The organism is Sneathiella sedimenti, assembly GCF_017313765.1.
Taxonomy (GTDB): Bacteria; Pseudomonadota; Alphaproteobacteria; order Sneathiellales; family Sneathiellaceae; genus Sneathiella; species Sneathiella sedimenti.
The window spans coordinates 902,013-927,118 of sequence record NZ_JAFLNC010000001.1; the positions used below are offsets into that span (position 1 = coordinate 902,013).

General features: G+C 55.2%; 24 protein-coding genes. 10 read left to right on the forward strand and 14 right to left on the reverse strand.

Annotated features, from left to right (window positions below):
* Nucleotides 1-51: 51 nt before the first annotated feature.
* Nucleotides 52-1,002: a hypothetical protein gene (locus tag J0X12_RS04260; RefSeq protein ID WP_207042589.1), complete on the forward strand. Its 951-nt coding sequence runs from the start codon at nt 52-54 to the stop codon at nt 1,000-1,002.
* A gap of 55 nt (nt 1,003-1,057) precedes the next feature.
* Nucleotides 1,058-1,594 carry an ankyrin repeat domain-containing protein gene (locus tag J0X12_RS04265; RefSeq protein ID WP_207042590.1) on the forward strand — a complete coding sequence of 179 codons (537 nt, stop codon included), beginning with the start codon at nt 1,058-1,060 and terminating at the stop codon, nt 1,592-1,594.
* Nucleotides 1,595-1,604: 10 nt separating this feature from the next.
* Here J0X12_RS04265 and J0X12_RS04270 read toward each other — a convergent pair whose 3' ends face one another.
* From J0X12_RS04270 to J0X12_RS04280, 3 genes are read right to left on the reverse strand one after another with little or no spacing between them, the layout of a single operon-like run.
* The gene (locus J0X12_RS04270) at nt 1,605-2,063 is read right to left on the reverse strand and encodes a MaoC family dehydratase (protein ID WP_207042591.1); all 459 of its coding nucleotides are present in this window, start codon (nt 2,061-2,063) and stop codon (nt 1,605-1,607) included.
* A gap of 20 nt (nt 2,064-2,083) precedes the next feature.
* Nucleotides 2,084-2,566: a MaoC family dehydratase gene (locus J0X12_RS04275; RefSeq protein WP_207042592.1), complete on the reverse strand. Its 483-nt coding sequence runs from the start codon at nt 2,564-2,566 to the stop codon at nt 2,084-2,086.
* A gap of 56 nt (nt 2,567-2,622) precedes the next feature.
* The gene (locus J0X12_RS04280; RefSeq protein ID WP_207042593.1) at nt 2,623-3,402 is read right to left on the reverse strand and encodes a VOC family protein; all 780 of its coding nucleotides are present in this window, start codon (nt 3,400-3,402) and stop codon (nt 2,623-2,625) included.
* 246 nt (nt 3,403-3,648) lie between these two features.
* On the opposite strand from J0X12_RS04280, the gene J0X12_RS04285 reads away from it, so the two are divergent.
* On the forward strand, nt 3,649-6,066 hold the full coding sequence (locus J0X12_RS04285; RefSeq protein ID WP_207042595.1) for an adenylate/guanylate cyclase domain-containing protein: 2,418 nt from the start codon (nt 3,649-3,651) through the stop codon (nt 6,064-6,066).
* Nucleotides 6,067-6,101: 35 nt separating this feature from the next.
* Here J0X12_RS04285 and maiA read toward each other — a convergent pair whose 3' ends face one another.
* Genes maiA through hmgA form a run of 6 tightly spaced genes read right to left on the reverse strand, consistent with a single transcriptional unit; the run spans nt 6,102 to nt 11,857 of the window.
* Nucleotides 6,102-6,752 carry a maleylacetoacetate isomerase gene (gene maiA / locus J0X12_RS04290; RefSeq protein WP_207042597.1) on the reverse strand — a complete coding sequence of 217 codons (651 nt, stop codon included), beginning with the start codon at nt 6,750-6,752 and terminating at the stop codon, nt 6,102-6,104.
* Between the two features lie 15 nt (nt 6,753-6,767).
* Nucleotides 6,768-6,965, reverse strand: coding sequence for a DUF2783 domain-containing protein (locus J0X12_RS04295; protein ID WP_207042598.1), 198 nt, complete (start codon nt 6,963-6,965; stop codon nt 6,768-6,770).
* Entirely contained in the window at nt 6,962-8,551 is a 1,590-nt protein-coding gene (locus J0X12_RS04300; RefSeq protein WP_207042599.1) for an FAD-dependent oxidoreductase, read from the reverse strand. Before J0X12_RS04300 ends, J0X12_RS04295 begins: the two co-directional genes overlap by 4 nt.
* Before the next feature lie 7 nt (nt 8,552-8,558).
* On the reverse strand, nt 8,559-9,509 hold the full coding sequence (locus J0X12_RS04305; RefSeq protein ID WP_207042600.1) for an MBL fold metallo-hydrolase: 951 nt from the start codon (nt 9,507-9,509) through the stop codon (nt 8,559-8,561).
* Nucleotides 9,510-9,530: 21 nt separating this feature from the next.
* On the reverse strand, nt 9,531-10,553 hold the full coding sequence (locus tag J0X12_RS04310) for a fumarylacetoacetate hydrolase family protein (protein ID WP_207042601.1): 1,023 nt from the start codon (nt 10,551-10,553) through the stop codon (nt 9,531-9,533).
* Nucleotides 10,550-11,857 (reverse strand): homogentisate 1,2-dioxygenase, encoded by a 1,308-nt coding sequence (gene hmgA / locus J0X12_RS04315; RefSeq protein WP_237687943.1) that lies wholly within the window; start codon nt 11,855-11,857, stop codon nt 10,550-10,552. The genes J0X12_RS04310 and hmgA overlap by 4 nt, the downstream gene beginning before the upstream one ends.
* A gap of 84 nt (nt 11,858-11,941) precedes the next feature.
* Here hmgA and J0X12_RS04320 point away from each other — a divergent pair, with 84 nt between their 5' ends.
* A complete protein-coding gene (locus J0X12_RS04320; RefSeq protein ID WP_207042602.1) occupies nt 11,942-12,406 on the forward strand; it encodes a MarR family transcriptional regulator in 465 nt (154 codons plus the stop codon).
* Here J0X12_RS04320 and J0X12_RS04325 read toward each other — a convergent pair.
* A complete protein-coding gene (locus J0X12_RS04325) occupies nt 12,403-13,215 on the reverse strand; it encodes a phytanoyl-CoA dioxygenase family protein (RefSeq protein WP_207042603.1) in 813 nt (270 codons plus the stop codon). The two genes, J0X12_RS04320 and J0X12_RS04325, sit on opposite strands and share 4 nt — an antisense overlap.
* 69 nt (nt 13,216-13,284) lie before the next feature.
* Here J0X12_RS04325 and J0X12_RS04330 point away from each other — a divergent pair, with 69 nt between their 5' ends.
* Nucleotides 13,285-13,890: a PH domain-containing protein gene (locus tag J0X12_RS04330; RefSeq protein ID WP_207042608.1), complete on the forward strand. Its 606-nt coding sequence runs from the start codon at nt 13,285-13,287 to the stop codon at nt 13,888-13,890.
* Between the two features lie 11 nt (nt 13,891-13,901).
* Here the strand turns inward: J0X12_RS04330 and J0X12_RS04335 are convergent, their stop codons facing one another.
* The 4 genes from J0X12_RS04335 to J0X12_RS04350 all read right to left on the reverse strand — a co-directional run bounded on the left by J0X12_RS04335 (nt 13,902) and on the right by J0X12_RS04350 (nt 19,960).
* Nucleotides 13,902-15,431 (reverse strand): acyl-CoA synthetase, encoded by a 1,530-nt coding sequence (locus J0X12_RS04335; protein WP_207042610.1) that lies wholly within the window; start codon nt 15,429-15,431, stop codon nt 13,902-13,904.
* A gap of 23 nt (nt 15,432-15,454) precedes the next feature.
* Nucleotides 15,455-16,750, reverse strand: coding sequence for an AmpG family muropeptide MFS transporter (locus J0X12_RS04340; protein ID WP_207042612.1), 1,296 nt, complete (start codon nt 16,748-16,750; stop codon nt 15,455-15,457).
* A gap of 66 nt (nt 16,751-16,816) precedes the next feature.
* Nucleotides 16,817-17,278 carry a cyclic nucleotide-binding domain-containing protein gene (locus tag J0X12_RS04345; RefSeq protein ID WP_207042614.1) on the reverse strand — a complete coding sequence of 154 codons (462 nt, stop codon included), beginning with the start codon at nt 17,276-17,278 and terminating at the stop codon, nt 16,817-16,819.
* 27 nt (nt 17,279-17,305) lie between these two features.
* Nucleotides 17,306-19,960, reverse strand: a complete 2,655-nt coding sequence (locus J0X12_RS04350; RefSeq protein WP_207042622.1) for an ABC transporter transmembrane domain-containing protein — start codon at nt 19,958-19,960, stop codon at nt 17,306-17,308.
* A gap of 203 nt (nt 19,961-20,163) precedes the next feature.
* On the opposite strand from J0X12_RS04350, the gene J0X12_RS04355 reads away from it, so the two are divergent.
* From J0X12_RS04355 to J0X12_RS04375, 5 genes are all read left to right on the forward strand, one after another.
* Nucleotides 20,164-21,438: a glycosyltransferase gene (locus J0X12_RS04355; protein WP_207042624.1), complete on the forward strand. Its 1,275-nt coding sequence runs from the start codon at nt 20,164-20,166 to the stop codon at nt 21,436-21,438.
* A 62-nt stretch (nt 21,439-21,500) separates the two neighbouring features.
* Entirely contained in the window at nt 21,501-22,562 is a 1,062-nt protein-coding gene (locus J0X12_RS04360) for a glycosyltransferase family 4 protein (RefSeq protein WP_207042625.1), read from the forward strand.
* Nucleotides 22,562-23,143, forward strand: a complete 582-nt coding sequence (locus tag J0X12_RS04365; RefSeq protein ID WP_207042627.1) for a histidine phosphatase family protein — start codon at nt 22,562-22,564, stop codon at nt 23,141-23,143. Before J0X12_RS04360 ends, J0X12_RS04365 begins: the two co-directional genes overlap by 1 nt.
* Complete coding sequence (locus tag J0X12_RS04370) at nt 23,140-24,303, forward strand: glycosyltransferase family protein (protein ID WP_207042628.1); 1,164 nt, start codon at nt 23,140-23,142, stop codon at nt 24,301-24,303. Before J0X12_RS04365 ends, J0X12_RS04370 begins: the two co-directional genes overlap by 4 nt.
* Entirely contained in the window at nt 24,300-25,106 is an 807-nt protein-coding gene (locus J0X12_RS04375) for a polysaccharide deacetylase family protein (RefSeq protein WP_207042629.1), read from the forward strand. Before J0X12_RS04370 ends, J0X12_RS04375 begins: the two co-directional genes overlap by 4 nt.

The window sequence follows — 25,106 nt, forward strand, 5'->3', positions numbered from 1 at the left end:
TTTAATATTGTGGCACACTCTCTGAAAGAACAAGAATAAGGGAGAACGATCATGGGTGTTGAAATCACCGTGCGGCCAAAACACTTGTTGGCACCGCCGGTCCGGCTGGATCCAGCCTTTGACGATCCAGAAGGCGTGGTCGATCTCATCAGGAAGGGCAGCCCGTACAAGACACTCTCCGCCGTACACAAGAACGTCGGGGAGACATCCGGCGGGTGGTTCCGCAATTTCTGGGCACTTGGCGGCAGGGTCGTATTCGATGGGGCGGAGCCGTTTTTCTATAACCAGAAATTTATTGAGGCGGCGAAAAAATCCTTTACGGCGGAGGTAATCCGCCCGGTCGCCATGATGACCAATCTCAACCTGCCGGCAAAAGGCCTTCCGGCGCATCAGGACTTGCCTTTTTTCCGGGGCGCCCAAAACCGAGAGGTACCAAGCTGGATGCTGGCGCCAATGGGATATTCCGGCCTGTTTCACGATTGGGCGGTTCCGGTTGCCTCGGCGATTACCTGGTTCTATGACGGTGCGGGCGGAGAGTTTGAATACTGGCCGGATGGCCTGGGCGGGCCCTCGAAAACAGAGCAGCCGCCCTATAACAATTGCTGCGTGCTGGCGGACAACGAATATATGTTTCACCGGGTTGGCAGCGTTGGCCCGGCGGCAGAACATCATCGCTATGACAATCTCGACTATGACGCGACGCTCACCCTGATGGAAGACAAACGCTGGCAAGTCATGGATCAGGGCAAGCCTTTCGCCGATCTCGCCTTTGAGGAGGTGCGGCTTTCCGTCCTGTGGAAAGGATATTGTTTCAAGGATGAAGCGGAAGCTGCGGCCTATGATGACCACAGTCATGACCTGAATGCGGACCTGATTGTCGATATCTTTTGTGATGACCTTACAACGCGTGGAATTTCCGTCTCCCGGCCAGTTGATTTCTGGACCGATCCGGCATGGAAAGAGGTGATAACCCGTGCTTATCCGGCGCCAACCGCAGAATAATTCACAGGCGAATTTTACGCTGCGTTATACCCTTATACCTGATATAGTACAGCCCATGGCAGAGGACCCATCCGAATTCCAGCGGCGGGCCATTGCGTTGCATGCCGCTTATCACGCCGGCGATCTCAAATCGATCCGAAAACTTCTCGATGACCCACCGGGTTTCCCCAATAGCCAGCAACCTTATGAGTTGGGGTGTGCCGGCACACCGCTTGAGTACGCATTTTGCTGGTCGCCTGCGTCCCTGATCAGGGAACTTCTCGAGATTGGGGCAGATGTGAATTACAGTGTGGTGGATGGGTTTCCGGCACTTTTCACGCTTCTTGAAACGGATCGGGAAGATAAATACGACCTGCTGACCCTAATGCTCGATCACGGAGCCGATATTCATCAGCGGGGAATAAACGACTGGACCCCGCTGCACTATGCAGTCGCGCAGCGGGATCTAAAGGCGGCTGAAATCCTGATCGCGCACGGCGCCGATCCGCATCTCAAGACGCGGATCGATGCCTATACCTCCGCGCTTGAGGATGCCGAACGATACGGGTTGGATGACTTGGCCGCCATCCTAAGAAACCGTACCAACGCGTAACGCGACGGTCTTATCTTTTTCCAGGAATTATATCGATGAATTCGGCCATGGCGTTGCCCATGGCGACAAGCATGCCGTCCTGGTTGGTCACTTCCACATCGAAGAGGAGCCAGTATCCCTTTTCCGTCTTCTTCTTGCTCTGCAGGGTAACTACCGGGGTGATGGTATGGCCAAGCTGTACCGGCTTCAGCCAGCGCGTTTCCAGCCGCCGATGAAATCCGCCACGTGGGATCAGCCAGTCAGTAAGCGTACGGGTGATCAGCGCGAAATTCTGCATCCCGTGCATAATGACGCCGTCAAAGCTGGTCTTGCCGAACTTGTTCTTCATATAGTTGTCATCGAAATGAAGCGGGTTGTAGTCGAGTGAGGCGTCCGCGAACGCCTGGATGGTATCGCGCGAGACCGTGAAGGGCCGCCCGGTGATAACCTCGCCCTCGTCAACCTTGTTAAACTGTTCTTCTGCCGTCATTTTAGTATCCTTTTTATTATTTATGCGGGCCGGATGGTCTGGCCACGGCCGGTGCAGACAATTTCGCCATGCTGGTTGGTGAAGCTGTTTTCATGGACGGCGAATAAACGGTCCTTGCGGATAAAGCGGTCAAGCGCGGTGCCGCGCATGGTGATGGTGTCGCCGGGGCGGATCGGTACATGATAGGACCAGTTCTGTCCCGCATTGATGGTGCCGGGGGAGCGCATCCAGTCCTCTGTCGTGGTGCAGGCGAACATCAGAAGGATATGAATGGAGGGAGGGGCGATTATTCCGCCGTAGATTGTCGTTTTCGCATACTCTTCATCGAAATAGAGCGGGTTATCTTCCCCTACGCCCTTGGCGAAACGGGCAATCACTTCTTTAGTGAGCGTTACCGGGGTTGTATCACGCAATTCGCCGGGAATGATTTGATCCCAGGTCGCGCGTTTATCCACGTCCTTCCAGAAATCGGTTTCGAAATTATCGAGATCCAAAATTGTCATATTTTCCCCTTTCCGGGAGATTATTGGCGCCTTGGCGCGGTTTACTGTTATTGTATTCAGGCGGCGGGAGAGAGACGGAATTCGACGCCGCAAAATTCGAACCCCGTATTAGTGACCAAACAGCCGGCTTCTTTCGCCCGGTTTTTCATTGCCTCCGGATTATGTGTCGTCATATCAATGGCGGTAAACAGTTCCGGTCCCTGTCCGGCGGTATCGACAAAGCGAATATAGCCGTAATCAAGACCGATTTCGCGTACTTTGTCCTGCATCGTCACGGGCCGGTCGCAGATATGGCCCCAGTGCTTGGCCCGGACCGCTGCATCGGGGCTGGAAATTTCAATGCCGAGAATATCGCCCGACACCTCGGTATTAACATATTTGTGCCAATCGTCCCCGGCCCACTCATAGTGGCCTAGCATTGTATCATCACCATAATGGTGGTCGAATTCCATCATGGTGGCACCCGTCTGTTTGGGGTTAAGCTGCAACAAGTCAGCCTTTTCATTGCGCCGCTCGTAAATCGGGGCAACCCCGACCTCGTCGGCGAGCGATTTATGCCGGTCGATATCGGCGCAATCAAAAATAGCCATATATCCACCCCGGCCGTTATTGCGCGCGAGGAATCGATCAACGGCAGTGTCGGGCTTCGTCGGCACAACAATTTCAAGAAAGCAGCCGTTCAGCGCAAACATGATATTTTCCAGTCCGAAATTTGCGAGCACGGAACGGTGACAGACTTCAAGGCCGAGAATCTGGCTGAGTACCCGTTCTGTTTCAGCAATATCGGTGGCAACAAGGCAAATTTGCCGGAGCCGGACATAGTTATTGGATGCCATCTTTTTCCCCCTCCCTGGCGGGACAGACCGGTTGTTGTTGATTGTTTTTAACCGGCCGGTGCATTATTCCAAAATAATGGTAGGAGGTAAAGGCCTCCTTGTCGATGGCGTCAGGACGCCTTACTTGTTTGGGGAAACAAAAAATCAGTAGTAAATTTGTTCTATGCTGATAGGCTAAGACACTCTATTACCCGGACAATTCTTTGAGATAATGAACAAATTGCCAACAGCTTCGTATTGTAGAGAATGACGAAAAGCCTTCCTTCCCCAATAACCCGAATGAGCCAGGCGATGATCGTTCTGGGGATTTGCGCGGCGTTGATTGTGGCATTTGTAAACTTGCGCGATAAACCATTCATTCAGCTCATCGAAGGGCAGCTGCTGGACTGGCGGTTTGTTCTACGCGGCCCGATTGCAGTGGACCCTGACATCGAACTCGTTCTGATTGAGAAAACGCCAGAAAAGGTGGAAGGTGATATGGCGATCGCCGCTGTGGACCTGTCTTCGGGAATAGACGCCATTGCCGCCAACGGAGCGCGGATTGTCGTTCTTGATCCGGCCATGTTACCCATGAGTGCACCGGGAGAGGTGACAGATACTGCCGGGGAAGACTCCCTTGCCAGAAAGCTTGCCGGCCTCGACGAGGTGATCGTACCTTATGCTTTTTCCTTGCAGCGCCAGTCTGGCGCCCGCTCGGCCTTGCCTATTCCCATTCAGAAAACGGCGTATAGCGTGTTCCGTCAGCGCGAATCCGCATCGATTAAGCGGCCAGCAGAGGCAGGGGGATATCTGATACCATCGCCTGAATTGCTGCAGTCGAACCATCCGGGCCATGTCATAAATGAACCGCTGCAAACCTCCAGTCGGCAATATGCCTACCCGATTGTCGGCTATGGCGGATCCTATTACCCCTCTCTCGCCGTGCAAGCTTATCGGCGGTGGGTTGGTTTGCCGATGGAGGCGATCGAGGTCAATTTCGGGGAAAGCCTGAATATCGGTTCCCTGTATCTGCCAACGGATAACAGGATGCGCCTCGCCGTCAACTATCATGGACCCGGCGGCAGCTATAAACGGACCCGCTTTTCCGACCTGCTGGATGGCAGCCTGCCGGCGGACAAGTTCAAGGACAAGCTGGTGCTGGTCGGGCTTGCGGCCAATATTAGCGCCAGCCATGTCTCCACGCCATTTGACTCGGCGATGTCGGAAGTTGAGTATCTCGCCAACGTCATTGACAACCTCAACCGGATGAACCCGTTGATTCGCTCGCAGCAGGTTGTTGTCTTCGATATTCTGCTGCTCGCTTTGATTGGTCTCTTTTTTGCGCTGGTTGCCGCTGCACGGAGCATTTGGGCGGTGTTGACCCTTGCGGTGATCGCGACGGTATTGTTCGTCGCCGGGAATATCCAGGCCTTTATTCTCTTTAACCTATGGCTGGGCCTCACCTTCCCGTTAATGGCGATGATCCTGTGCACGGCCGTACTGATGACGGCAAAGCATGTCTCAAAACGGCGCCGTGCTGCCCTAAAAGTCGCGGAGGAGGCGGAGGAAACGCAATTCGCGGCCCCTTGGACATTCGACCGTGTTGCCAAGATTGCGCCAGAAGAAACGGCGCCGACGGAGGCGGAGGAAGAAGATACTGAGCCGGAACCGGAACCGGTGCCGGAAGAGGAGGAGACAGAGAATAATCTAACTCTCACCCCTGCCGACGAGCAACCCAAGACGCCGGATGAGCGCCCTCTTAAGGAAACCGCCTCGGCGGCTACGGTAGACAGGCTTGAAGAAGAGGAAGAAATGACGGATGTGTCCGCGGCACAAAATGTAACGCCTTTTCCGCCGCGAAAAACGGCTACGGGTCCAAACTCCCTACCGGTCCCGCCCAAACCTACCGTGCCAAAGTCACCGGATACCCAAAAGCAGAAAGAATCGGCCGCTGCGACGCAGAAGAATAAAAAGCCGGCATCGCTGATCCCGGTATTGGACACACCCGCCCGCGAAGAGAAGATTTCTTTGACCACCGCGTCAAAAATGGCGAAATCGCCAGCGGCTAAAATGTCCAGTGCATCTAAGGCTAACAATGAATTTGATGTCGCCGTATTGTTTATCAACATGTCGGGATTCAAGACCCTGGCCAAGAGCTTTGGGCCGACGCGTTCGGCCCAGTTCCTCCATGCGATTTATACCCTGATCGAGAAAACGGTGGTGAAACATACCGGTTTTCTCGAACAGTTCGGCGAGAGTGATGTGGTGGCAGTCTTCGGATTGCCCGAGGGAAGCTCCGATGATGCCGAGAATAGCCTGCGGGCTGCGCGGGAGTTGGCGTCAGCTCTTAGCGACTGGGGGGAGAAGCAGGGCCTTCCGGCGGGTAAGTCCGCAAATTTCTGCATTTGCGCGGACTATGGCCCTGTAAAGGTACATCTTAATGGCGACGGAGAGGATCCCGAGGTTAGCCTGTCCGGTTATACGATCGGGCTCGCAAGCCGCTTGGACAAGACCGTCGCCGCAAAGGGCGCGGGTGTGGTCGTTTCCGAAAACATGATGTCGAAAGTCAGTGAAACCGACCTTACCGGCCAGTTGAAAGACGGCTTTACGGAGCAACCGATGCAGCAGATCCCTGGCTCGGCGGAGTCGGTTGCGCTATGGCGGTGTGAGCTTGGCGCCATTTAGACGGCAGTAACGCCCCATTTCTTTTTGGCCAATTGCTACCCGGCGTCAGGTTGATGAACGGCCTCGGGCGTGGCTTTCCGAAATGCTTCAATTGTGGCGCAATGATCGCCAATCGCGCGAAGTCGCGGCATCGCGGACATATCGACCCCCCAGCGTTCGGCGTTATAAAGCTGCGGAACCAGGCAGATATCGGCTATTGTCGGATGATTTCCGACGCAGAAATCGCCGTTTTTCGCTTCCATTGCCATAATTTCGAGAGCGGATAGGCCCTTGGTGATGAAATGGCGCATCCAGTTGGCCTTGTCTGCATCGCCACCCTTCATCAAAGCCACCGCATGGGCCGCCACATTGAGGTTGCAGACCGGGTGTATATCCATCGCAATGACATCGGCCATGGCCCGCGCCTTTTGCCGCGCTGTTGGTGTTTCAGGTAGAAGGGGGATCTTTGGCCGTGTTTCCTCCAGGTAATTGATAATAGAGACGGATTGGGTCATGACCTGCCCGTCGATTTCCAGTGCGGGAACGTAGCCTTGCGGATTGCGCGCTAGGTGAGCCTCGGACAGGTTTTCCTGCGTCAGCAGGTTGACCGGCACGGCTCTATAGGCAATACCCTTGATATTAAGCGCAATGCGGACGCGATAGCTCGCACTGGATCGCCAATAATCATAGAGAATAATTTCTGTCATCGCGGAACCCCTTTATTAAGAGGCTGCCGCACGCTCAATGGCGGCGGTAAGGCTGTTGATATCCCCGACTTCATTGGCGAGTATAAGGACGAGCCGGGCGTTGAGCGCGGCAGATTGATCGAATTCCAGCCCGTCATGCGCGGCCATCAGCAGTTCGTAAAAATCATCGCCATGTGGATGCAGGCGGTCGCGGAGGTCTAAATTCTGGCTCATATTGCTGTCTCCAGGGCAAGGCTGCCGGTGGCGCGAACAAGCGCCCGTTCGATCGCTTTGCTATCCGTTCCGGCCTCGAACGCCGCGGCGATATGCTGGTCCGGGCGGATGAGGTAGATCATGTCGTCGCCATATTGGGCGATTACGCCGGGACTATTTTCAAAATGCAGGGATTTTACTCCTGATGGGGCAAGCGCTTTTGCCCTGGCTCCAATAGTGAGAAGAATGAATTCCTTTCCGAGCTGATTGAGAAGCCAGCCATCCTCCAGCGGTGCATCGGGGCAGGGGGTGCCGGGCGCAAGACCACGCGGTGCGGTATGAGGGCTTTGCAGTGTAAAACCTTCCAGCGAACAGGGGAACGACAGGCGGCCGGAATTCACAAGCCGTCGCGCAAAGGGGAGATCGCTTGCGAGGTTCAGCACGGCATCACGGAACATTGCCTCCATCTTCGATTTCGGGGTCATGAAATTGGTCGCGCGGGCGGAGTTCTTGATATTCTCGCGCGCGCCGTGCCGCCGTTCCTCATCATAGCTTTCTAGGAGGGCTGGCTCCGCTTCCCCTTTTAGAACGGCGGCCAGCTTCCAGCCGAGGTTATCCACATCCTGAATGCCGCCATTGCCACCGCGCGCGCCAAAGGGAGAGACCACATGGGCGCTGTCTCCGACGAAAATTATCCGGCCATGAACAAACTTTTCCAGCATCGCGCAGGTAAAGCTGTACACGCTGACCCAGTCGATCTTGAAGTCACGGTCGCCGATAATCTGTTTCACACGCGGGATCACCTGCTCGGGCTTTGCCTCCTCCGTGGGGTCAGTATCCGGACCAAGTTGAAGATCAATGCGGTATATATTATCCGGCTGCTTATGAAGGAGAGCGGATTGTCCCGAATGAAAGGGCGGCTTGAACCAGAACCAGCGCTCTGGCGTTTCGCTTTCAAATGGAGGCTCGGGCATTTCAACATCCGTGATCAGGAAATGTTCCTCAAAGGTCTGCCCTTCGAACGCCAATCCCATGCGCTGGCGTATTTGTGATTTGCATCCATCGCAGGCAAGAACATAGTCCGCACTGAGCCAGTAATTACCTTCCGACGTCTTCACATGAAGCGCGACACCGTCGTCGGTGATCTCTTCACCTGTGACCTTATTCAGCCAGCGTAAATCAATCAGATCCGGAAAATCCGCAATCCGGTCAACAAGGTACTCCTCCACATAATATTGCTGGAGATTGACGAAGGCGGGCATCTTATGCGCGTCATCGGGCAGAAGATCGAAATTATAGACCTCCTCCTTCCCATGAAACAATCGACCGACTTTCCACGTCACGCCCTTTTCCAGCATCCGGTCACCGATACCGAGCCGGTCGAAGATCTCCAGGGTGCGCTTGGCCCAGCAGATGGCACGGGACCCGACGGAGACCATATTATTGTCGTCCAGAATTACGGAGCGGATACCATGCAGGGCAAGGTCTATTGCCATGGCCATTCCGATAGGGCCCGCGCCGATGATGGCGACGGGGTATCTGCCACGGCCCTCGCCCATCAGCTCTGGCGGAGTTCGAAATGGATATTTCCTGTTCTGATAATGCATTGCCCGACTATCCTTGCAGGGAGGCCCACATTTCCTTGTCCCGTTCCGCCGTCCAGATACGCGGCGTGTCGATGCCTTGCGCCTCGTCATAGGCGCGGGCGACATTGAACGGCAGGCAATGTTCATAGATTGCATAATCGGCAAATTTGGGGTCGCATTCGGCGCGAACCGCGTCCCAGGCTTCCTTCAGGCTTCCGCCGCGTGCGACCACGGCGGCAACGGGACGATACGTGCTCTCGACGAAATCACGGGTGTTGGTGAGCGCCGCATTTACAAGCTCATCCCCGACAAGTGCATCGCCACGTCCGGGCACGATGGATTTCGGGTTGAAGGCGGCTATGGCGTCAAGTGTCTTGCCCCAATCGTTGAAATGCCCGTCTCCGCAATAGCAGGCGGAGTGATACTCGACAACGTCGCCGGAGAAAATCACGCCTGAATCCGGGACATGGACGACGACGTCGCCTGCAGTATGGGCGCGACCCAGATGCATCAGGTCGACCCGCCGTTTACCAAGGTAAACAGTCATCTTCTTGGAGAAGGTCATGGTTGGCCAGGTCAGCCCCGGAATGCCTTCATGTCCTTCGAACAGGCGGGGGAAGCGTTCAAACTCACTATCCCAGTCCTCCTGTCCACGCTCGGCGACCATCGCGCGGCATTTATCGGACGCGATAATTTCCTCTGCGTTATAGGCGGAGGCACCGAGAACCCGGACCGCATGATAATGAGACAGAACAACATATTTGACCGGCTTGTCGGTGACCGACCGGATGCGCTCCATTACCATATTCGCCATGCGGGGCGTCGCCTGGGTATCGATAACCATGACGGAATCGTCGCCGATTATAACCCCGGTGTTTGGATCTCCCTCCGCGGTGAAGGCCCAGAGATCGGGACCGATTTCCGTAAATGAAATGGTTTTTTCTTCCATGTCGCCTTGTGAGGCAAACGCTTTGCTCATCTTGATTTCCCTTTATTGAAGTTACGCGCCCTTGGGCGTGTATTTTTGGACAGTCTGCTCAATCGCGCCAAAAATTGAGGCGCCGTTTGCGTCTTTCATCTCAATCCGGACGGTGTCGCCGAATTTCATGAAAGGTGTGACGGGCTTCCCGCCATTAATCGTCTCGATCATGCGGATTTCCGCGATACAGGAAAAACCGTCCCCGCCTTCGGAAATTGCCTTTCCCGGTCCGTCATTCAGCTTGTTGGAAACCGTTCCTGAACCGATAATCGAACCCGCACACAGCGGCCGGGTCTTTGCTGCATGGGCAATCAGCTCGGCAAAGTTGAAGGTCATGTCGATGCCCGCATTGGCCTTGCCAAAGGGCGCGCCGTTATAGTCGACAAGCAGCGGGAGGTGGAGTTTCGCCCCGTCCCAGGCATCGCCCAAGTCATCGGGCGTCACAGCGACGGGAGCAAAGGCGCTCGACGGTTTGGAGTGGAAAAAACCAAACCCCTTGCCAAGCTCTGCCGGGATCAAGCCGCGCAGGGATACATCGTTGGCGATCATGACAAGCCGGATCGCGTCGCGGGCCTGATCAGTACCTGCGCCCATCGGGACATCATCGACGATCACCGCCACTTCACCTTCCATATCGATGCCATAGGCTTCATCCGCCATCCGGATCGGGTCATGGGGTGCCAGAAAGCTGTCTGACCCGCCCTGATACATCAACGGATCGGTCCAGAAAGAGGGGGGCATCTCCGCACGCCTTGCTTTTCGCACCAGCTCTACATGATTGACATAGGCCGAACCATCCGCCCATTGAAAGGCCCGAGGAAGCGGCGAATGGGCTGCGCTTTGGTCGAATTTCTCGCCGTAAGAGCTATCGTTTTCCAGTTGTTTCGCCACTTCCTGTAGTTTCGGGGAGGAAACGTCCCAGTTATCGAGCGCACCCTGTAAATGGGCGGCTATGTCTGGCACTTTTACGCAGCGGGTGAGGTCTTTCGAGACCACGACCAGGCAGCCGTCGCGACTGTCGTCTTTTAGTGTTGCTAGCTTCATTTCTTTCCCTCGATCGTTCCATCAAATTTCTTCTCAAGCCCGTCCCAGCAGTTGATATAGTTCTTTTGCAGGCTGTCGTGGCAGGCGGCGAATTCGGTGACGAGTTGCGGCAGGCGCGTCTCGAACATGAACGCCATCGTCTCGTCGAGCTTTTGCGGCGCCAGGTCCGCATTGCTGGCCTTCTCGAACCCGAAGCTGTCCGGCCCGTGCGGGAGCATCATGTTATGCAGGCTGATGCCGCCGGGAACGAATCCTTCCTCCTTCGCGTCATACTGACCCTGGATAAGCCCCATGAACTCGCTCATGATGTTGCGGTGATACCAGGGTGGGCGGAAGGTATCCTCTGCCACCAGCCAGCGCGGCGGGAAGATGGCCAGATCCACATTTGCCGTCCCGGGTTCACCCGTTGGGGCTGTCAGGACAGTGAAAATTGACGGATCGGGATGATCAAAGGAAATCGACCCGATGGTGTTGTAGTGACGGAGGTCGTATTTGTAAGGGGCATAATTTCCATGCCAGGCCACCACATCAAGGGGAGAATGCATGATATCTGTGCCATAGAACTTCCCGCCCCATTTGGTTTCAACCCGGCAGGGAGATTCTTTTTCTTCGTAAGTGGCAGTGGGATACTTGAAATCGCGTGGATTTGCGAGGCTGTTCGCACCGATCGGACCGCGTTCAGGCAGGGTGAACCGCGGGCCGTAATTTTCGCAGATATAGCCACGGGCGGATCCGTCCACCAGTTCCACACGAAACATCATACCGCGCGGCAGGACACAGATTTCCAATGGCTCTACGTCCAGAATACCGAGCTCCGTTATGATCCTCAACCGGCCCATTTCCGGGACCAGCAGCATCTCCCCATCCGCGTTGAAGAAATAGTCATCTGTCATGTCCGCATTGGCCACATATATGTGTGCCGCCATACCCGCTTGCGCGAGAACGCTGCCCGCAGTGGTGATGGTGCGAATCCCCGAGATAAAGGATGTGGGTTCAACGGGCACAGCAATCGGGTTCCACCGGAGCTGACCAAGCGGCGCATCCTCAAAAGCGGCTGGCGCGGATTTCCAAAGCGGCCGGTCTACGGGCCTGAAATGCTGCATATGCCGGACGGAGGGGCGCATCCGGTAAAGCCAGCTGCGGGCATTCGTGGCATTGGGTGCCGTAAAGGCAGTGCCTGAGAACTGTTCCGCATAGAGGCCATAGGCGCATTTCTGGGGACTATTACGCCCCTCCGGCAGGGCGCCGGGAAGTGCCTCTGTTTCAAACTCATTATTGAAACCGGACATGTAGGCAAGAACCATAGGGACAAATCCTTGTTGATCTTCATGTTTTATATTAGTAACATATGTAACAGTCTAATTTGTAACTATCAAGAAAGTTTTTTCATGAATCTCGTTCTAGAGGAATTTTTGCCATATCGTTTCAATCGCCTTGCCGAAACACTTAGCCGCAACGCGAGCATTGCCTATAAAACCGAATATGGGTTGAGTCGCCCGGAATGGCGGGCCTTTGCATTGCTTGGCCAGAAGGGGACAATGACCGCCACCGAGATTTCCTACTATTCAACCATGCACAAAACAAAGGTCAGCCGCGCGATCTATGCGCTTGAGCAGAAACGCTGGCTGGTCCGTGAGGTTGATGAGAATGACAGGCGGCTGGAGCGTATTACCCTGACAAAGCAGGGACAAAAGGCGTATGAAAATCTGGTGCCAAAAATGCAGCGAATTGAACAGGAGATGATATCGCGCCTTGGCAAGGAGAACAGCGAAGCCCTCTTCAAGGGGTTGGCGGCCCTTGAAGAGCTGTATCTAGATAAGGAAACGGCGTCCCGGTCGCGACGAGCCGGTTAGCTCTGCCAGACGACGGGGAAAAGATCGCTATCCAACGGGGCACCCGGCTGAATCATTGGATCGCGTAGCATTTTCTGCAGGTTCGGCCTTGGATTGTAGGTCACATCATGACCGGTCCAGCGCTGGATATAGGCACGGCGGCGGATATTCGGTGTCCGGTTTGGCTGCGCCCCGTGCAGGGTCAGGCCGTGATGGAGGGTGCAATCTCCCGGCTCCAGCTCATAGGAAACAATGTCGTAGTCATCGCGCGCTGCTTCCACATCCGGCACCTCGGGTAAATCTTCCTCATATTGCTGATCGGGGTCGAAACTGATGGCGAGAAATTTCTTGCCCCAGCGATGCGATCCGCGAAGATACTCAACTGCCCCACTCTCAAAGGTTACGGGATCGAGCGCGAGCCAGAGTGTCGCCACCTGGTCCCCTGCAACGGGCCAGTAGGTATAGTCCTGATGCCAGGGCGTTGGTGTGGAAGTATCGGGCTCCTTCACCAGAATCTGATCGAACAGCAGATTGACTTTCTTGGCCTTCAGGATGGAGGCGGCAATCTGCGATGCCGGGGAGTTGAACACGGCGTCCTTGAACCCGTCCAGATGATGACAGACGAAGGTGTCGCCAAAGAAAAAGCCGCTCGCATCCTTGGCATCAATACTTTTTACCATGCCAGATGGGTTGGCCATATCCTGATCGATCAGATCGCGCAGGCGTTCAATCCAGTCCATATTGAAAAAGCCGCGAAGGCAGACAACCCCATCTTCCTGAAATGTCCTGATTTCCTCGTCTGTAACCGGCCGTGTCAGTTTATTATTCATTCTATGCCTCAGAGTTGTGTATGCGCTCCATTTTCTTTTAGTATATACCCCAAATTATGAGGAATTAAAATGACCCCTGCGGAGCCGACACGTTCTCCCGCTGAAATCTGGTTCGGTGATCATGTGCTGTGGCCGGATGAAACGCTGCTTTGGTCGGGGCGTCCGAGTGTGTTCCGATCCCTATTCTTTAATTTCTGGTTTTGCCTCTGCGGTGCGTTCCTGACCGCCCTGCTTGTCATGCTCGTTTGGACATCGGAGGAGTTTGGCGATGTCCGCTTGCCAGAGGTAGCGTTGGCGTTTGGCTCCCTCTGGCTTTTCTCCAGTCCGCTGCGCTATGGTTGGCGCGCTTATCGCACGGCCTATTTCGTGACGGACAAGCGCGTGGTTATCTTGCGAAAGGGCCTTTTCCGCGTCCATGAGAGGGCGTTTCAGACGAGCGAGATTACGAATTTTGAACTTAAACGGCTTACCGGCAAACGCGGGGACATCCGCCTCCGCCTGAGCGAGGCGACGGCCCCGAACCCCTATCAGGATGACAAGGAGAAATATGTCCCGGGCCTGACAAGTAACGTCGTCGCCTGGTCCGGCTCCGGTCCTTTCATACAGTATGACGATGGCCTCTGGGGTATCGACGATGTTTCCATCGCTGCCGCCGCCATCCGCAACCTGACTTGATTCTCAGTTGATCATCCCGCGTCAAGCTGTGCCCGCAGTTCCGTTTTCAGAACCTTGCCATAGTTGTTTTTGGGAAGTTCCTCCAGGAAGAAATATTCCTTTGGCCGTTTGAAGCGGGCGATATGCTTTATGCAATGCTCGTCAAGCTCCTTCGGAGTCACATTGCCGCCTTTGCGCACAACCACAAAGGCAACAACCTCCTCGCCCCAGTCTGCGTGCGGTCGTCCGACAATGGAGATTTCATCGACATCAGGATGAGTAAGCAATGCCTCCTCGATCTCGCGCGGATAGATATTGGTGCCGCCGGAGATGATAAGATCCTTAGACCTGTCCTTCAGGGTCAGGAAACCCTCCTCGTCGAAACAGCCCATATCGCCTGTATGAAGCCATCCGCCGCGCAATGTCTCTGCGGTCGCTTCCGGGCTTTTCCAATAACCCTGCATGACCACATCGCCACGCACCACCACCTCGCCGATCTCGCCAACGGGCAGCGGATTGTCATCGGCATCGAAAACCTTGACCTCAACATCGGTTCGTTCGGTACCGACGGAGGCGAGGATCTCGCTTCTCCGAGGGTGGCTTTCATCGCGAATTAGGGCCATTGAGAGCCCGGTGATGGTCATGGGTGATTCACCTTGCCCGTAAATCTGGGCGAAACGGGGGCCAAGCGCACCAATCGCGCGCCGGATATCCGCTTCATACATCGGCCCGCCACCATAGACGATAATTTTGAGGTTGCTGGTATCCGCTCCCTCGAATGCCGGGCTGGAAATCAGGCGGTGCACCATGGTGGGGGCGAAGAAAAAGCAGGAATTGGGATAGTGGGCGATCAGCTCCAGCGTCTCGGCCGGGTCAAACCCGCCGCTTTCCGGCGTTACCTGGATCCCGCCTTTCGCAATCAGGGGCAGGCCATACATGCCGGATCCGTGGGTTTGCGGCGCAGCATGAATGACGGCATCCCCCGGATCGATTGCCGTGACATCGGCAAAATAGCTGAGCACCGAGGTGAGAAGGTTCCGATGGCTCAGCATCGCGCCCTTCGGTTTGCCCGTAGTGCCGGAGGTGTAGAACAGCCAGGCGAGATCATCCGGCGCAGCTTCCTGCAGCGGGAGCGGAGCTTCGCTTTTAAGCGCCTGATAGCTTTCATCATGGACGGAGATCACGGTTTCAAGCTCGGGTAGTTCACCGGTGAGGGCGGCGAGTTCGTCAGCCAGCTCCGCTGTTGCGAACACGAGACGGCTATCGGAATTCTCAAGAATATAGCGAAACTCGTTGATATGCAGTTTGGCATTGACCGGTACGGCGACAAGGCCCGCGCGCCAGACGGCGAAAAGGGCGATCCAGTATTCGGGATGGTTCTTCATGATCAGCGCAACACAGTCCCCGGCGTTTAGGCCGAGTTTGCTGCGAAGTGCGCCCGCAAGCCGCGCGGACTGGTCCGCATAGTCACGATAAGTAGCTACGATTTTCTTGCCGTAGGCGAGGGCGGGTAAATCCGGGTAGGTCTTTGCAGTCCGTTCCAGCAGGTTGGCGATATTCATGTCAGTAGGTCTCCCGAGGGGTTTCAGGCGGCCCCTTCTTGTTGTTCGATTGGTTGACGATATGAGAGATACCAGAGGAGTGCAAGTCCCGGCAAGGCTGCCACGGTGGTGATGATGAAAAACTCTATCCAGCCCGTCCGTTCCACCAGCCAGCCCGCGGGGGACACAAGCACGGTGCGCGCGACCGCCATTAACGAGGTCAGCAAAGCATATTGCGTCGCCGTGTAAGCGGTATTGCACAGGCTGGACAGATAGGCGACGAAGACGGCGGTGCCCATCCCGCTCGCGACATTCTCAAGGCCGATGGTAAGGGCGAGAAAGGCGAGATCGGGCCCGATGGCCGCCTGTGCAGCGAACATCAGGTTGGAGAGCATTTGCAACAGGCCGCAAATCCAGAGTGTACGGTACATTGTCGTTGCCGCCAGTAGCCAGCCTCCAATGAATAGCCCACCGAATGTGGCCACGGTACCGAGGACCTTTGAGATTTCCGCAATCTCAATTAGCGTAAAGCCGGTTTGCAGATAGAAGGGTGTCGCCATGGCGCCCGCCAGCGCATCGCCGAATTTATAAAGCACCGCAAACAGCAGGATGATCAGCCAGTCCGGTTTTTTCATGAAATCGGTGAACGGATCGATGACCGACGTTTTCAGCCAATGGAGATAGGCATTCGCTGATGGTTCTTCTGCGCTTTCCGGTTTGGCCGGTTGCACCTTGGGCTCGCGGGTGAAGAGCACTGTGACGGTGCCAATCAGAATAAAGGCGGCCATAACCATATAACTGATCATCCAGCCAAAATATTCGGCGATGACAAGGCTTGAGAACCCCGTAAGCCACATCGCAATACGATAGCCATATACGAAGGTTGCCGCCCCGGCTGCCATGTTCTTTTGATCGCAGATCTCAATTCTAAACGCGTCGACGATGATATCGTAGGACGCGGAGGCAAATGCTACTGCAATGGCGGCAATCGTGACATAGAGAAGGCTCGCGCTCGGGTCACTGAAGGCGAGAGCGAGGGTGGCAGCGATCAGAAACATTTGCAGCAGGAGCAGCCAGCTTCTCCGTCTGCCAAACAGCGTGGATAGAACCGGGATCCGGATGTTGTCGATCAGCGGTGCCCAGAGAAATTTCAGCGTATAAGGCAACCCCACAAGGGTAAACAATCCGATGGAGGTGAGATCTATATTTTCCTGGGTCAGCCAGGCTTGCAAAATACTGGCGGTTAGGAGCAGCGGAGCGCCGGAGGAAAAGCCGAGCAGCGTAATGCTCATAATACGCTTGTCGCGATAGACAGATAGGGCGGACAGCCAGCCAGTCATCGGGCGTTTATCTTATACAGGTTGCACATAAAATTACTCTACTCAATATAAGAAGGGCGTCGTCCGCTAGTCGCCGTTCCGGATCATTTCCTTGGCTTTTTGCAAATCATCTGTCGTCCGCACGAGCCTTTCTGCCAGGACGCGCATCATCTCCACGGCCATTTCGGGAAACTCCGTCACCATCCGGAAAAAGACATCCTTGGTAATTTTGAGCGTCGTCAGTTCCGTCTTTGCCTTGATCGTTGCCGTTCGGGGCACATCGATCAGGATGGCAATCTCGCCAACCACGTCATTCTTGCCAAGGGTTGCGACCGTTAATGGTCCCGACGGGGTTTCCACGATGACTTCTGCTTCGCCTGCCATGATGAAATAGGCGGCATCGCCGTTATCTCCCTGCTCACAGACGAAATCCTCCGGTTGAAATGTCAACCGTTCCGACGTAAAGGCCAGCAGTTTGATCTTGGAAGGCTCGATTTTCGCAAACAGGGGTATCTGCCGGAGGATCTCGACTTCTTCTTTTAGGCTCACCGAATTTCTCCTTCTGTTTTAGCGGGTCTAAGACGCCGCCAATAATTCCTTATATGGGGCACTGCTCTCTTTCAGTTTATCCGGAGAGCCCTGTTCCACAATCCGACCCCCGCGCATGATCAGTACATGATCAAAATCGGCGGTCTTCTCTGCATGGTCGAGCGACCATATCAGGCCGCGGCCCTTGAACTCTTCAAGTATGTTGTTCATCAAGCGCACCTGGGTCGCGCCATCGAAGGAAGATGTCGCCTGGTTGAGGACCAGCAAGTCCGGATTCTTGATAATTGCCCGGGCGATACAGAGCTTCTGGCGTTGCGTTGCGTTCAGCCGGGCCCCGGCGGTACCCACTGTAAAGTTGAGCCCGACTTCGATAATTGTGCTCCTAAGGGACATCTCCTCCACCACGGTCGCCAGGGCTGCACCGATTTTTTCCGCAGCCTGGGCAAAGCCAAACGCAATTTTGCCAAACAGGATATTGTCCTGAAGATTGGTGGCGGCGTTATAGGCGTCCGCTTCGAAAAACGCGACGCTGTTTTTTAGATGCGGCGGCAGTTCTTCGGCAAATCGATGGCGTGCGGCGACAATCTTGTCCTCAATATCGTCGGTGAGCACGCCAAGACGGTGCCGTGAGGGTATGACCTTGAACGGTAGCGACATGAAGCGTAACCGATCCTCTTCACGCAGATTGTTCAGCCGCTCAGAATCAATCCGGCTGATCATCGCCTGATACTCCGGCAGGTCATCCGAAGAAATAAAGCCGTAAAGCTGGAAGAATTCATGGTCCGGCGGCAAGTCGGCAAACAGTTCGATCATCAGGGTAGCGACCTGATAACCCATTCTGAGGAATGTCTCGGTCAGGCCAGCTTCTTCGATGATCTTCTGGACATATTTATTTTCCGCCATCCGATCGAGGTCGAACTCATCACCAACGGGTGTGCCGAACAGCAGGTTTTCAGCAACGGATGCGTTGGTGTTATATTTATCCTGTTCGAAGGCTTCGATCATGTTCTTGAGGCTGGGATCGTTTTCGATCTTTTCAAAAAACCGGCGGCGGGCGGCCAGCACCAGCTCTGCGGTTTCAGGCGCCTCTTTCGGATCGATCGTGCTGCGCAGGCCAAGGCGGTAGACATCTTCGCTGAGATCCACCATCTCCAGTATTTCGAGGGCGCGCGCTTTCAACCCTTCCTCGTTCTCGACGCCGGCAAGCTCATAATCATGCCAGTCCGCGTCAATATCATCTATGGAATTACCGGTCAGCTCCGCATTCTTGATATAGGTTTGCCGTTCCTTTTCCATTTCGTCCGTATATTTTTTCTCATGCAGTGGCCGATGCTTGAGGCCAAAGAAGAGGTTTTCTCCCAATGTCGTATTGAACACATAACCATGCTGTCCGACATAGGAGATTTTTCGCCCGACTATGGCTTCGGGCGCGGTGACCATATTCACATCTCCAGCCATCAGCCGTCCGCGATCCGGATCAATCAACCTGGCCAGCACATGGGTCAACGCCTCGCGCCCCGATCCGGCGGGACCGATGATCGCCACTCGCTCGTTCAGCTTGAACCGGGTGTTCAGGCCCTCCAGGATTTTTGATCCGGTATCATCGGAAAGTTCAATGTTAGAGGCAACCAGTTCACCGGTCAGGCTGGGAATCTCATCCGGTTCTACAAGTTGATTGTCGGCATCCCGCATGCCGGCGGGCTCAAACTGCTCGATCACCTGTTCATACTTGATGCGGGCGTCCTCGCGCCGCTGGTAATAGGCAAGAAGCTCCTTCCAGGGTGCCGCCATTTCCTTATGGGCACCGATGGCCGCGACCAGCGTCCCGACCTCCAGCGTCCCATTAATGACCATGGTGCCGCCGATGGCATAGAAGAAGAACGGGCCGAGCTGCTGGATGAAATTGTTGAGGAACTTAATAATGAACTTGAGAAGATAGATGCGGTAGCGGACAGTATAGATCTTGTCCATCTGATTGGAGAATTGCGCCCGCATATTGCTGGAGGCGTCGTGGGTATGCACCTCCTCAACGCCACTGACGGACTCTCCAAGCTGATCGGACAACACGCGAACCAGACGCACCCGGGTCTTACCAAGCAGGTTCACTTTCCGTTGCAGTTTCGGAATGAAGAAAGCCTGGAGCGGATAAAGCGCAATTGCCGCGACGGCCATTACCCAATTCTGGACAACCAGAAAACTAACGATAACAAGAAGATAGCCGCCCTGAAAGATCGGCAGCGCAAAGGCTTCCCCGATAAATCCGCCGAGCGGCTCAACTTCCGAGGTAATCATCGGGATGATCTCGCCCGGACTCTTTTTCTTGAAGGTCGGCATCGGGAACCGCAGGATCCGGCAATATAGCTCATAGCGGAGACGCCGAAGCATCCGCTCACCTGATATTCCCTGATACACATTGATCACATATTTGAATGCCTGATTGACAATCACCATCAGGAGGAAGAGCCCGACTGTCAGGTACAGAAAAGCCGTCTGGTCAAACTCAAAGCCGACATATTCGACCGGAAATGAGATATCATTGGCTTGAATAGCTTGGTTGATGATCAATTTTGGAAGTTCGAGATAGTAGTAAAGAGCGGGAAATGACAGGATGGACATGATGGTAAGTATGACCTGCTGCTTCTTGCTGTAGCGCAGAATATACTTGTAAATATTATGTTCCATTAAACGCGACCTGTTCAATTCCCATCGGTTTCACACAATATGTGGGTCCGCTGACGGGACAGTTTTTCACAGTTTTATCCTCCGCCGCAAGGAGGAAATTTGTGCCACCATCACAGGAATGTCCTTCGGCCTCCCTTTGTCGGTTGATATTTACGCTTTCTGCCCTTAACAAGGACGATATATAAGATTTGAGCCGGAGCGCCATGCCGACCCCAGAATGTGAAAGTCCTGTTATTGTTGTCGTGCTGAAGGGGTATCCGCGTCTGTCGGAAACTTTTATCGCGCAGGAGCTTCTGGCCTTACAGCGGCGGGGTCTCGATCTCGCGCTCGTCTCCCTGCGTCATCCGACCGACAATACGACCCATCCCGTGCATCAGGAAATTTCCGCGCCCGTCAATTATTTGCCGGAATATCTATATCAGGAACCGCTCCGTGTATTGAAGTCCTGGTGGTGCGTACGCAACAACCCGGGATATCGCAAGGCACGGACTGTCTGGCTGAAAGACCTGCGCCGTGACCTGACGCCCAACCGTGTTCGCCGATTTGGGCAGGCGCTGGTGCTGGCCGCGGAAATGCCGCCGAACGCAGCAATGATCTATGCCCATTTCCTGCATACGCCAGCGTCAGTCGCGCGCTATGCCAGCCTGGTCACCGACAGGAGCTGGAGTTGTTCCGCCCATGCTAAGGATATCTGGACGTCTCCCGAGTGGGAGCTTCGCGAAAAGCTGGCTGAACTTTCGTGGTTGGTGACCTGTACTTCCGTCAATGCAGACTATTTGTCTTCGTTGGCGGTGGATGACACGAAGGTGTCGCTCATGTATCACGGCCTTGATATGTCCCGGTTTCCGGAGTTTTCAGAACGCCACCATGCGCGGGATGGCTCCGACCGGACGGCGCCGGTAGAGATTGTCTCGGTCGGTCGGGCGGTGGCGAAGAAGGGATATGATGATCTTTTAAGGGCACTTGCGGCGCTGCCAGCAGATCTCCATTGGAAGTTCACGCATATTGGTGGCGGCCCCCTGCTCAAGGACCTGAAAGCGCAGGCAAAGGATCTTGGCATAGCAGAAAACCTTGATTGGCGCGGGGCGTTACCGCAGGGCGAGGTTCTGCAGGCGCTTAAGGCTGCGGATATTTTCGTCCTAGCCAGCCGTATTGCTGAAGATGGCGACCGTGACGGCCTCCCAAATGTCCTGATGGAGGCGCAAAGCCAGAAAGCGGCGGTGGTGGCGACGAATGTGTCGGCAATCCCCGAATTGGTAATCGACGATGAAACCGGACTTCTGGTGCCAGAGCGTGACCCAGCGGCATTAACAGTTGCGCTGTCCCGACTGATACGGGAGCCTGCGCTGCGGCAGCAATTCTCCGATAAGGGAAACCGGCGCTTGCGTGATCTCTTCGACGCCAACCGCTGGATCGGCAGCCTTGCCGAAAAACTGGGCCCGCCCTCACAACCCTGCAAAACCGGAACCGCAACGTGAAGCTCGCTTTTTATGCGCCTATGAAGTCACCCGACCACCCGGTTCCGTCCGGAGACAGGCGAATGGGAAGGTTGCTCTGGTCGGCGCTGGAATTGGCGGGTTTCGAACCGGTGCTGGCCTCTGAAAAGAGAAGTTTTGACAGTCAGGGCGATGCGGATTTTCAACACGCCATGAAAAAACAAGGGTCGGCGGAGGCGGAGGCACTGATCGCGAAATGGCGCGCCCGGCCCGAAGACGCGCCCAAAGGGTGGTTCACCTACCACATTTACCACAAAGCCCCCGACTGGATCGGCCCGACAGTATGCGCCGCGCTGGATATCCCCTACTTCGTGGCGGAGGCAAGCCATGCTCCCAAACGTGCGCGCGGAGGCTGGCAAATGGGTTATGAGGCCGCCGCAAGCGCTATCCGTTCCGCCCGTGCGGTTTTTCATATGACCCGGCTGGATGGGGAATGCCTGAAGCCGTTGATCGCAGCCGATAACGCGCTTGTCCTGCTGCCACCCTTTGTCGATATCGAGACGTTCATCGAAAATGCGGCCCAGATCGATATCGATGCCGCAGTTACGAATGCCGGAGGCAGAAAAGATGTGAATAATTTGTTGGCCGTAGCGATGATGCGTGGCGGCGATAAGTTAATGTCCTATCAGCAGCTCGGCGCGGCGCTCGCACGTCTTAAAACCCCGGATTGGCAGCTACTCGTGATTGGGGACGGAGAGCGACGGCGCGAAGTGGAGGAGGCGCTTGCTCCCATTGGCGATAAGGCCGTCTATCTTGGCGCCATGGCGCCGGATGCCTTGCCTGCCTGGTATGAATATGCCGATATTTACGTCTGGCCCGCCTGCGGGGAGGCGTATGGCATGGCCTTTCTGGAGGCAGAAGGGTGCGGCCTGCCTGTGGTGGCAGGCAATATACGGGGTGTCCCGGATGTTGTGAAGGACCGGGAAACGGGTCTTCTAACCGTTCCGGGAGACGCAGCGGCCTTTGCGGCGGCGGTTGATCAACTGCTTGCGGATGCGCCCTTGCGAGAAAAAATGGGGCAGGCAGGGCGGCAGTTTGTCCGGGAGGAACGGACACTGGCAAAAGCCGCCGAGATCTTGAAATCGCATATCGAAGGAGTACTGTAATGGTTCAGTTGCTGGTCATACGGCATGGCAAGACCGACTGGAACTTGCAGAAGAAAATTCAGGGTCGCACGGATATTCCGCTTAGCGAGCTGGGCCGGGCGGAACTTGTGAAAATGCGCCTGCCTGCCGAGTTTAAGCAGTTCAGCTGGACATCTAGCCCGCTGAAGCGGACCCGGCAGACAGCAGAACTACTGGGCGCAACGGAGCTCAAGATAGAGCCTGCGCTGATAGAGATGAACTGGGGGGAATGGGAAGGCGAGACGCTGCCCGATCTTCGGGCAAAATATGGGACGGAATTCAAATATAACGAAGCCCGGGGAATTTATATGACACCGCCTGGCGGTGAAAGTCCGGCCGACGTTGTCGCGCGCCTGACACCCTGGCTTCAAAGTCTAAAGATTGACACGGTTGCCGTCACCCACAAGGGTGTCATACGCGCGTTAAAGTCTCTGGCCTATAATTGGGACATGACGGACAAGGCCCCGGTCAAGTTCGACTGGGCAACGGGTCATCTTTTTGACGTAAGCCCCGATGGCGGCCTTTCACCGCTGCGTATAAATATCAGTATGGAAGACGCATGACAGACCTAATATCCCCGCTGAAAATCCTGTTCTATGTCCAGCATCTTTTGGGGATCGGGCATCTCAAGCGGACAGCGACGCTGGCACGCAACATGATGCGGGCGGGTTTTGACGTCACCGTTGTCTCCGGGGGACATGAAATAGATGTTGATCTTGGCGGGGCACGATTGATCCAGCTGCCAGCGACACGGGCGACGGACCTTTATTTCAAGGTGCTCGTGGATGAGGAAGGACAGCAGATCGACGACCAGTGGCGACAGAAGCGGGCCGATAGGCTACTCGATATCTATAACGAGCATAAGCCAGATATCCTGATTACCGAGCTGTTTCCTTTTGGTCGGCGGCAGATGCGCTTCGAATTGTTGCCGCTGCTCGAGACGGCGCTGGCGGCCCCGTCGCGTCCACTGATCATTTCCTCCGTCAGGGACATCCTCGTGGCGCAGACGAAACCCGGCCGGAATGATGAAATGCTGGACCTTGTGGAGAAATATTTCGATTATGTCATGGTCCATGGTGACCCCGATCTCATATCCCTCGACAAGACCTTCCCCCATACGGAGCGGATCCGGGACAAGATCTTCTATACCGGCTATGTGGTCGACCATACAGGCGTCAAGGGCGGGCCGGACGCGCCGGGCGCGGGCGAGGTGATTGTCTCCAGCGGGGGCGGGGCGGTTGGTACCAATCTTTTAAAGACGGCGATGAAGGCGCGGGCACTTAGTTCGGCAAAAGACCGGGTCTGGCGAATGATGGTCGGCGCCACAGTAGAAGCGGAAATCTTTGACGAGTTGACCGGGCTGGCGCCTGAAGGGGTGGTTGTTGAGCGCGCGCGCGCTGATTTCACCACACTTTTGATGAATTGCGCGCTATCTATAAGTCAGGGAGGGTATAACACGGTGATGGAAACCCTCCATGCCAAATGCCGGGCAGTGATCGTACCCTACGCCGGCGGGCTGGAAACCGAACAAACTCTCCGGGCACGGCTGCTGGCCAGGAAAGGCGTTCTGCAAATTGCCGATGAAGACGGGCTCACCCCCGAGATTCTTGCCGCGAAAGTGGACATTGCCTTGAGCGGACCGCCGGCGCGGGCCGAAATTAATGTTAATGGCGGGGCGAAAACGATAGAATTACTGAAAATGTGGGCAGACGGAAACGCATGAACAGTTGGGACAGCCTGAACAAGGAACTTGACCTCTGGCGATCTGAGGGACGTGTCGCGACCTTCTGGTGGCGCGACGACGACGTGGTTGCGCCAACACCCGCCCTGGAACGGTTGTTACATCTAAAGGAACATTTCGATCTCCCGCTGGCACTAGCCGTCATTCCGGAAAAGGTCGATCCCGAACTTGTAAACCATCTGGAGGAGTGTGTAATTCTTCAGCATGGCTTTAGTCATGAAAATGTCGCGGCGGCGGGGGCGAAGAAGTCAGAATTCCCCGATACTCGCGCAGTAGAAGAAATTAAAACCGATCTTCTCAAGGGAAAGGAAACCCTCACACGGATATTTACCAATCAGTTTGTTCCCATTATGGTGCCACCCTGGAACAGGATTGCAGACAACCATCTTGGTGTGCTGGCGGAACACGGTTTTGTCGGTATATCCCGCTACAAGGCGCGAAAAGAGGGGCTGGTTCGCCCGGCGCTTGCCGAAATTAACACCCATGTCGACCCGATAAACTGGCGCGATGACCGAAGTGTGGTGCCGGAGGCAGTGTTGCTCGATATGGTTATTGATCATTTGGCCGCACGGCGGCAGGGACAGGCGGATCTGCTGGAGCCAACCGGCCTGCTCACGCATCATCTAGTTCATGACGAGAATGTCTGGGCGACGCTTTATAAGTTGCTGGCAACGCTAACGGATCATCCAGCGGTGCGTTTCCTAACCATAGAAGGGGCACTGGCGTTGATTGACGGAATTCCGGATGAGGTTTTTCTACAGGAGACAGAACAGGCAGTGGAATGA

Coding starts and splice junctions, on each gene's coding strand:
- J0X12_RS04270 (WP_207042591.1), bottom strand. CDS start 2,063: ATGACGGCAGAAGAACAGTTTAACAAGGTTGACGAGGGCGAGGTTATC.
- J0X12_RS04360 (WP_207042625.1), top strand. CDS start 21,501: ATGGGAAGGTTGCTCTGGTCGGCGCTGGAATTGGCGGGTTTCGAACCG.
- J0X12_RS04280 (WP_207042593.1), bottom strand. CDS start 3,402: ATGGCATCCAATAACTATGTCCGGCTCCGGCAAATTTGCCTTGTTGCC.
- J0X12_RS04305 (WP_207042600.1), bottom strand. CDS start 9,509: ATGAGCAAAGCGTTTGCCTCACAAGGCGACATGGAAGAAAAAACCATT.
- J0X12_RS04340 (WP_207042612.1), bottom strand. CDS start 16,750: ATGACTGGCTGGCTGTCCGCCCTATCTGTCTATCGCGACAAGCGTATT.
- J0X12_RS04300 (WP_207042599.1), bottom strand. CDS start 8,551: ATGCATTATCAGAACAGGAAATATCCATTTCGAACTCCGCCAGAGCTG.
- J0X12_RS04275 (WP_207042592.1), bottom strand. CDS start 2,566: ATGACAATTTTGGATCTCGATAATTTCGAAACCGATTTCTGGAAGGAC.
- J0X12_RS04325 (WP_207042603.1), bottom strand. CDS start 13,215: ATGAATAATAAACTGACACGGCCGGTTACAGACGAGGAAATCAGGACA.
- J0X12_RS04265 (WP_207042590.1), top strand. CDS start 1,058: ATGGCAGAGGACCCATCCGAATTCCAGCGGCGGGCCATTGCGTTGCAT.
- J0X12_RS04335 (WP_207042610.1), bottom strand. CDS start 15,431: ATGAATATCGCCAACCTGCTGGAACGGACTGCAAAGACCTACCCGGAT.
- maiA (WP_207042597.1), bottom strand. CDS start 6,752: ATGACAGAAATTATTCTCTATGATTATTGGCGATCCAGTGCGAGCTAT.
- J0X12_RS04330 (WP_207042608.1), top strand. CDS start 13,285: ATGACCCCTGCGGAGCCGACACGTTCTCCCGCTGAAATCTGGTTCGGT.
- J0X12_RS04355 (WP_207042624.1), top strand. CDS start 20,164: ATGCCGACCCCAGAATGTGAAAGTCCTGTTATTGTTGTCGTGCTGAAG.
- J0X12_RS04350 (WP_207042622.1), bottom strand. CDS start 19,960: ATGGAACATAATATTTACAAGTATATTCTGCGCTACAGCAAGAAGCAG.
- J0X12_RS04375 (WP_207042629.1), top strand. CDS start 24,300: ATGAACAGTTGGGACAGCCTGAACAAGGAACTTGACCTCTGGCGATCT.
- J0X12_RS04260 (WP_207042589.1), top strand. CDS start 52: ATGGGTGTTGAAATCACCGTGCGGCCAAAACACTTGTTGGCACCGCCG.
- J0X12_RS04295 (WP_207042598.1), bottom strand. CDS start 6,965: ATGAGCCAGAATTTAGACCTCCGCGACCGCCTGCATCCACATGGCGAT.
- J0X12_RS04365 (WP_207042627.1), top strand. CDS start 22,562: ATGGTTCAGTTGCTGGTCATACGGCATGGCAAGACCGACTGGAACTTG.
- J0X12_RS04370 (WP_207042628.1), top strand. CDS start 23,140: ATGACAGACCTAATATCCCCGCTGAAAATCCTGTTCTATGTCCAGCAT.
- hmgA (WP_237687943.1), bottom strand. CDS start 11,857: ATGGTTCTTGCCTACATGTCCGGTTTCAATAATGAGTTTGAAACAGAG.
- J0X12_RS04320 (WP_207042602.1), top strand. CDS start 11,942: ATGAATCTCGTTCTAGAGGAATTTTTGCCATATCGTTTCAATCGCCTT.
- J0X12_RS04310 (WP_207042601.1), bottom strand. CDS start 10,553: ATGAAGCTAGCAACACTAAAAGACGACAGTCGCGACGGCTGCCTGGTC.
- J0X12_RS04285 (WP_207042595.1), top strand. CDS start 3,649: ATGACGAAAAGCCTTCCTTCCCCAATAACCCGAATGAGCCAGGCGATG.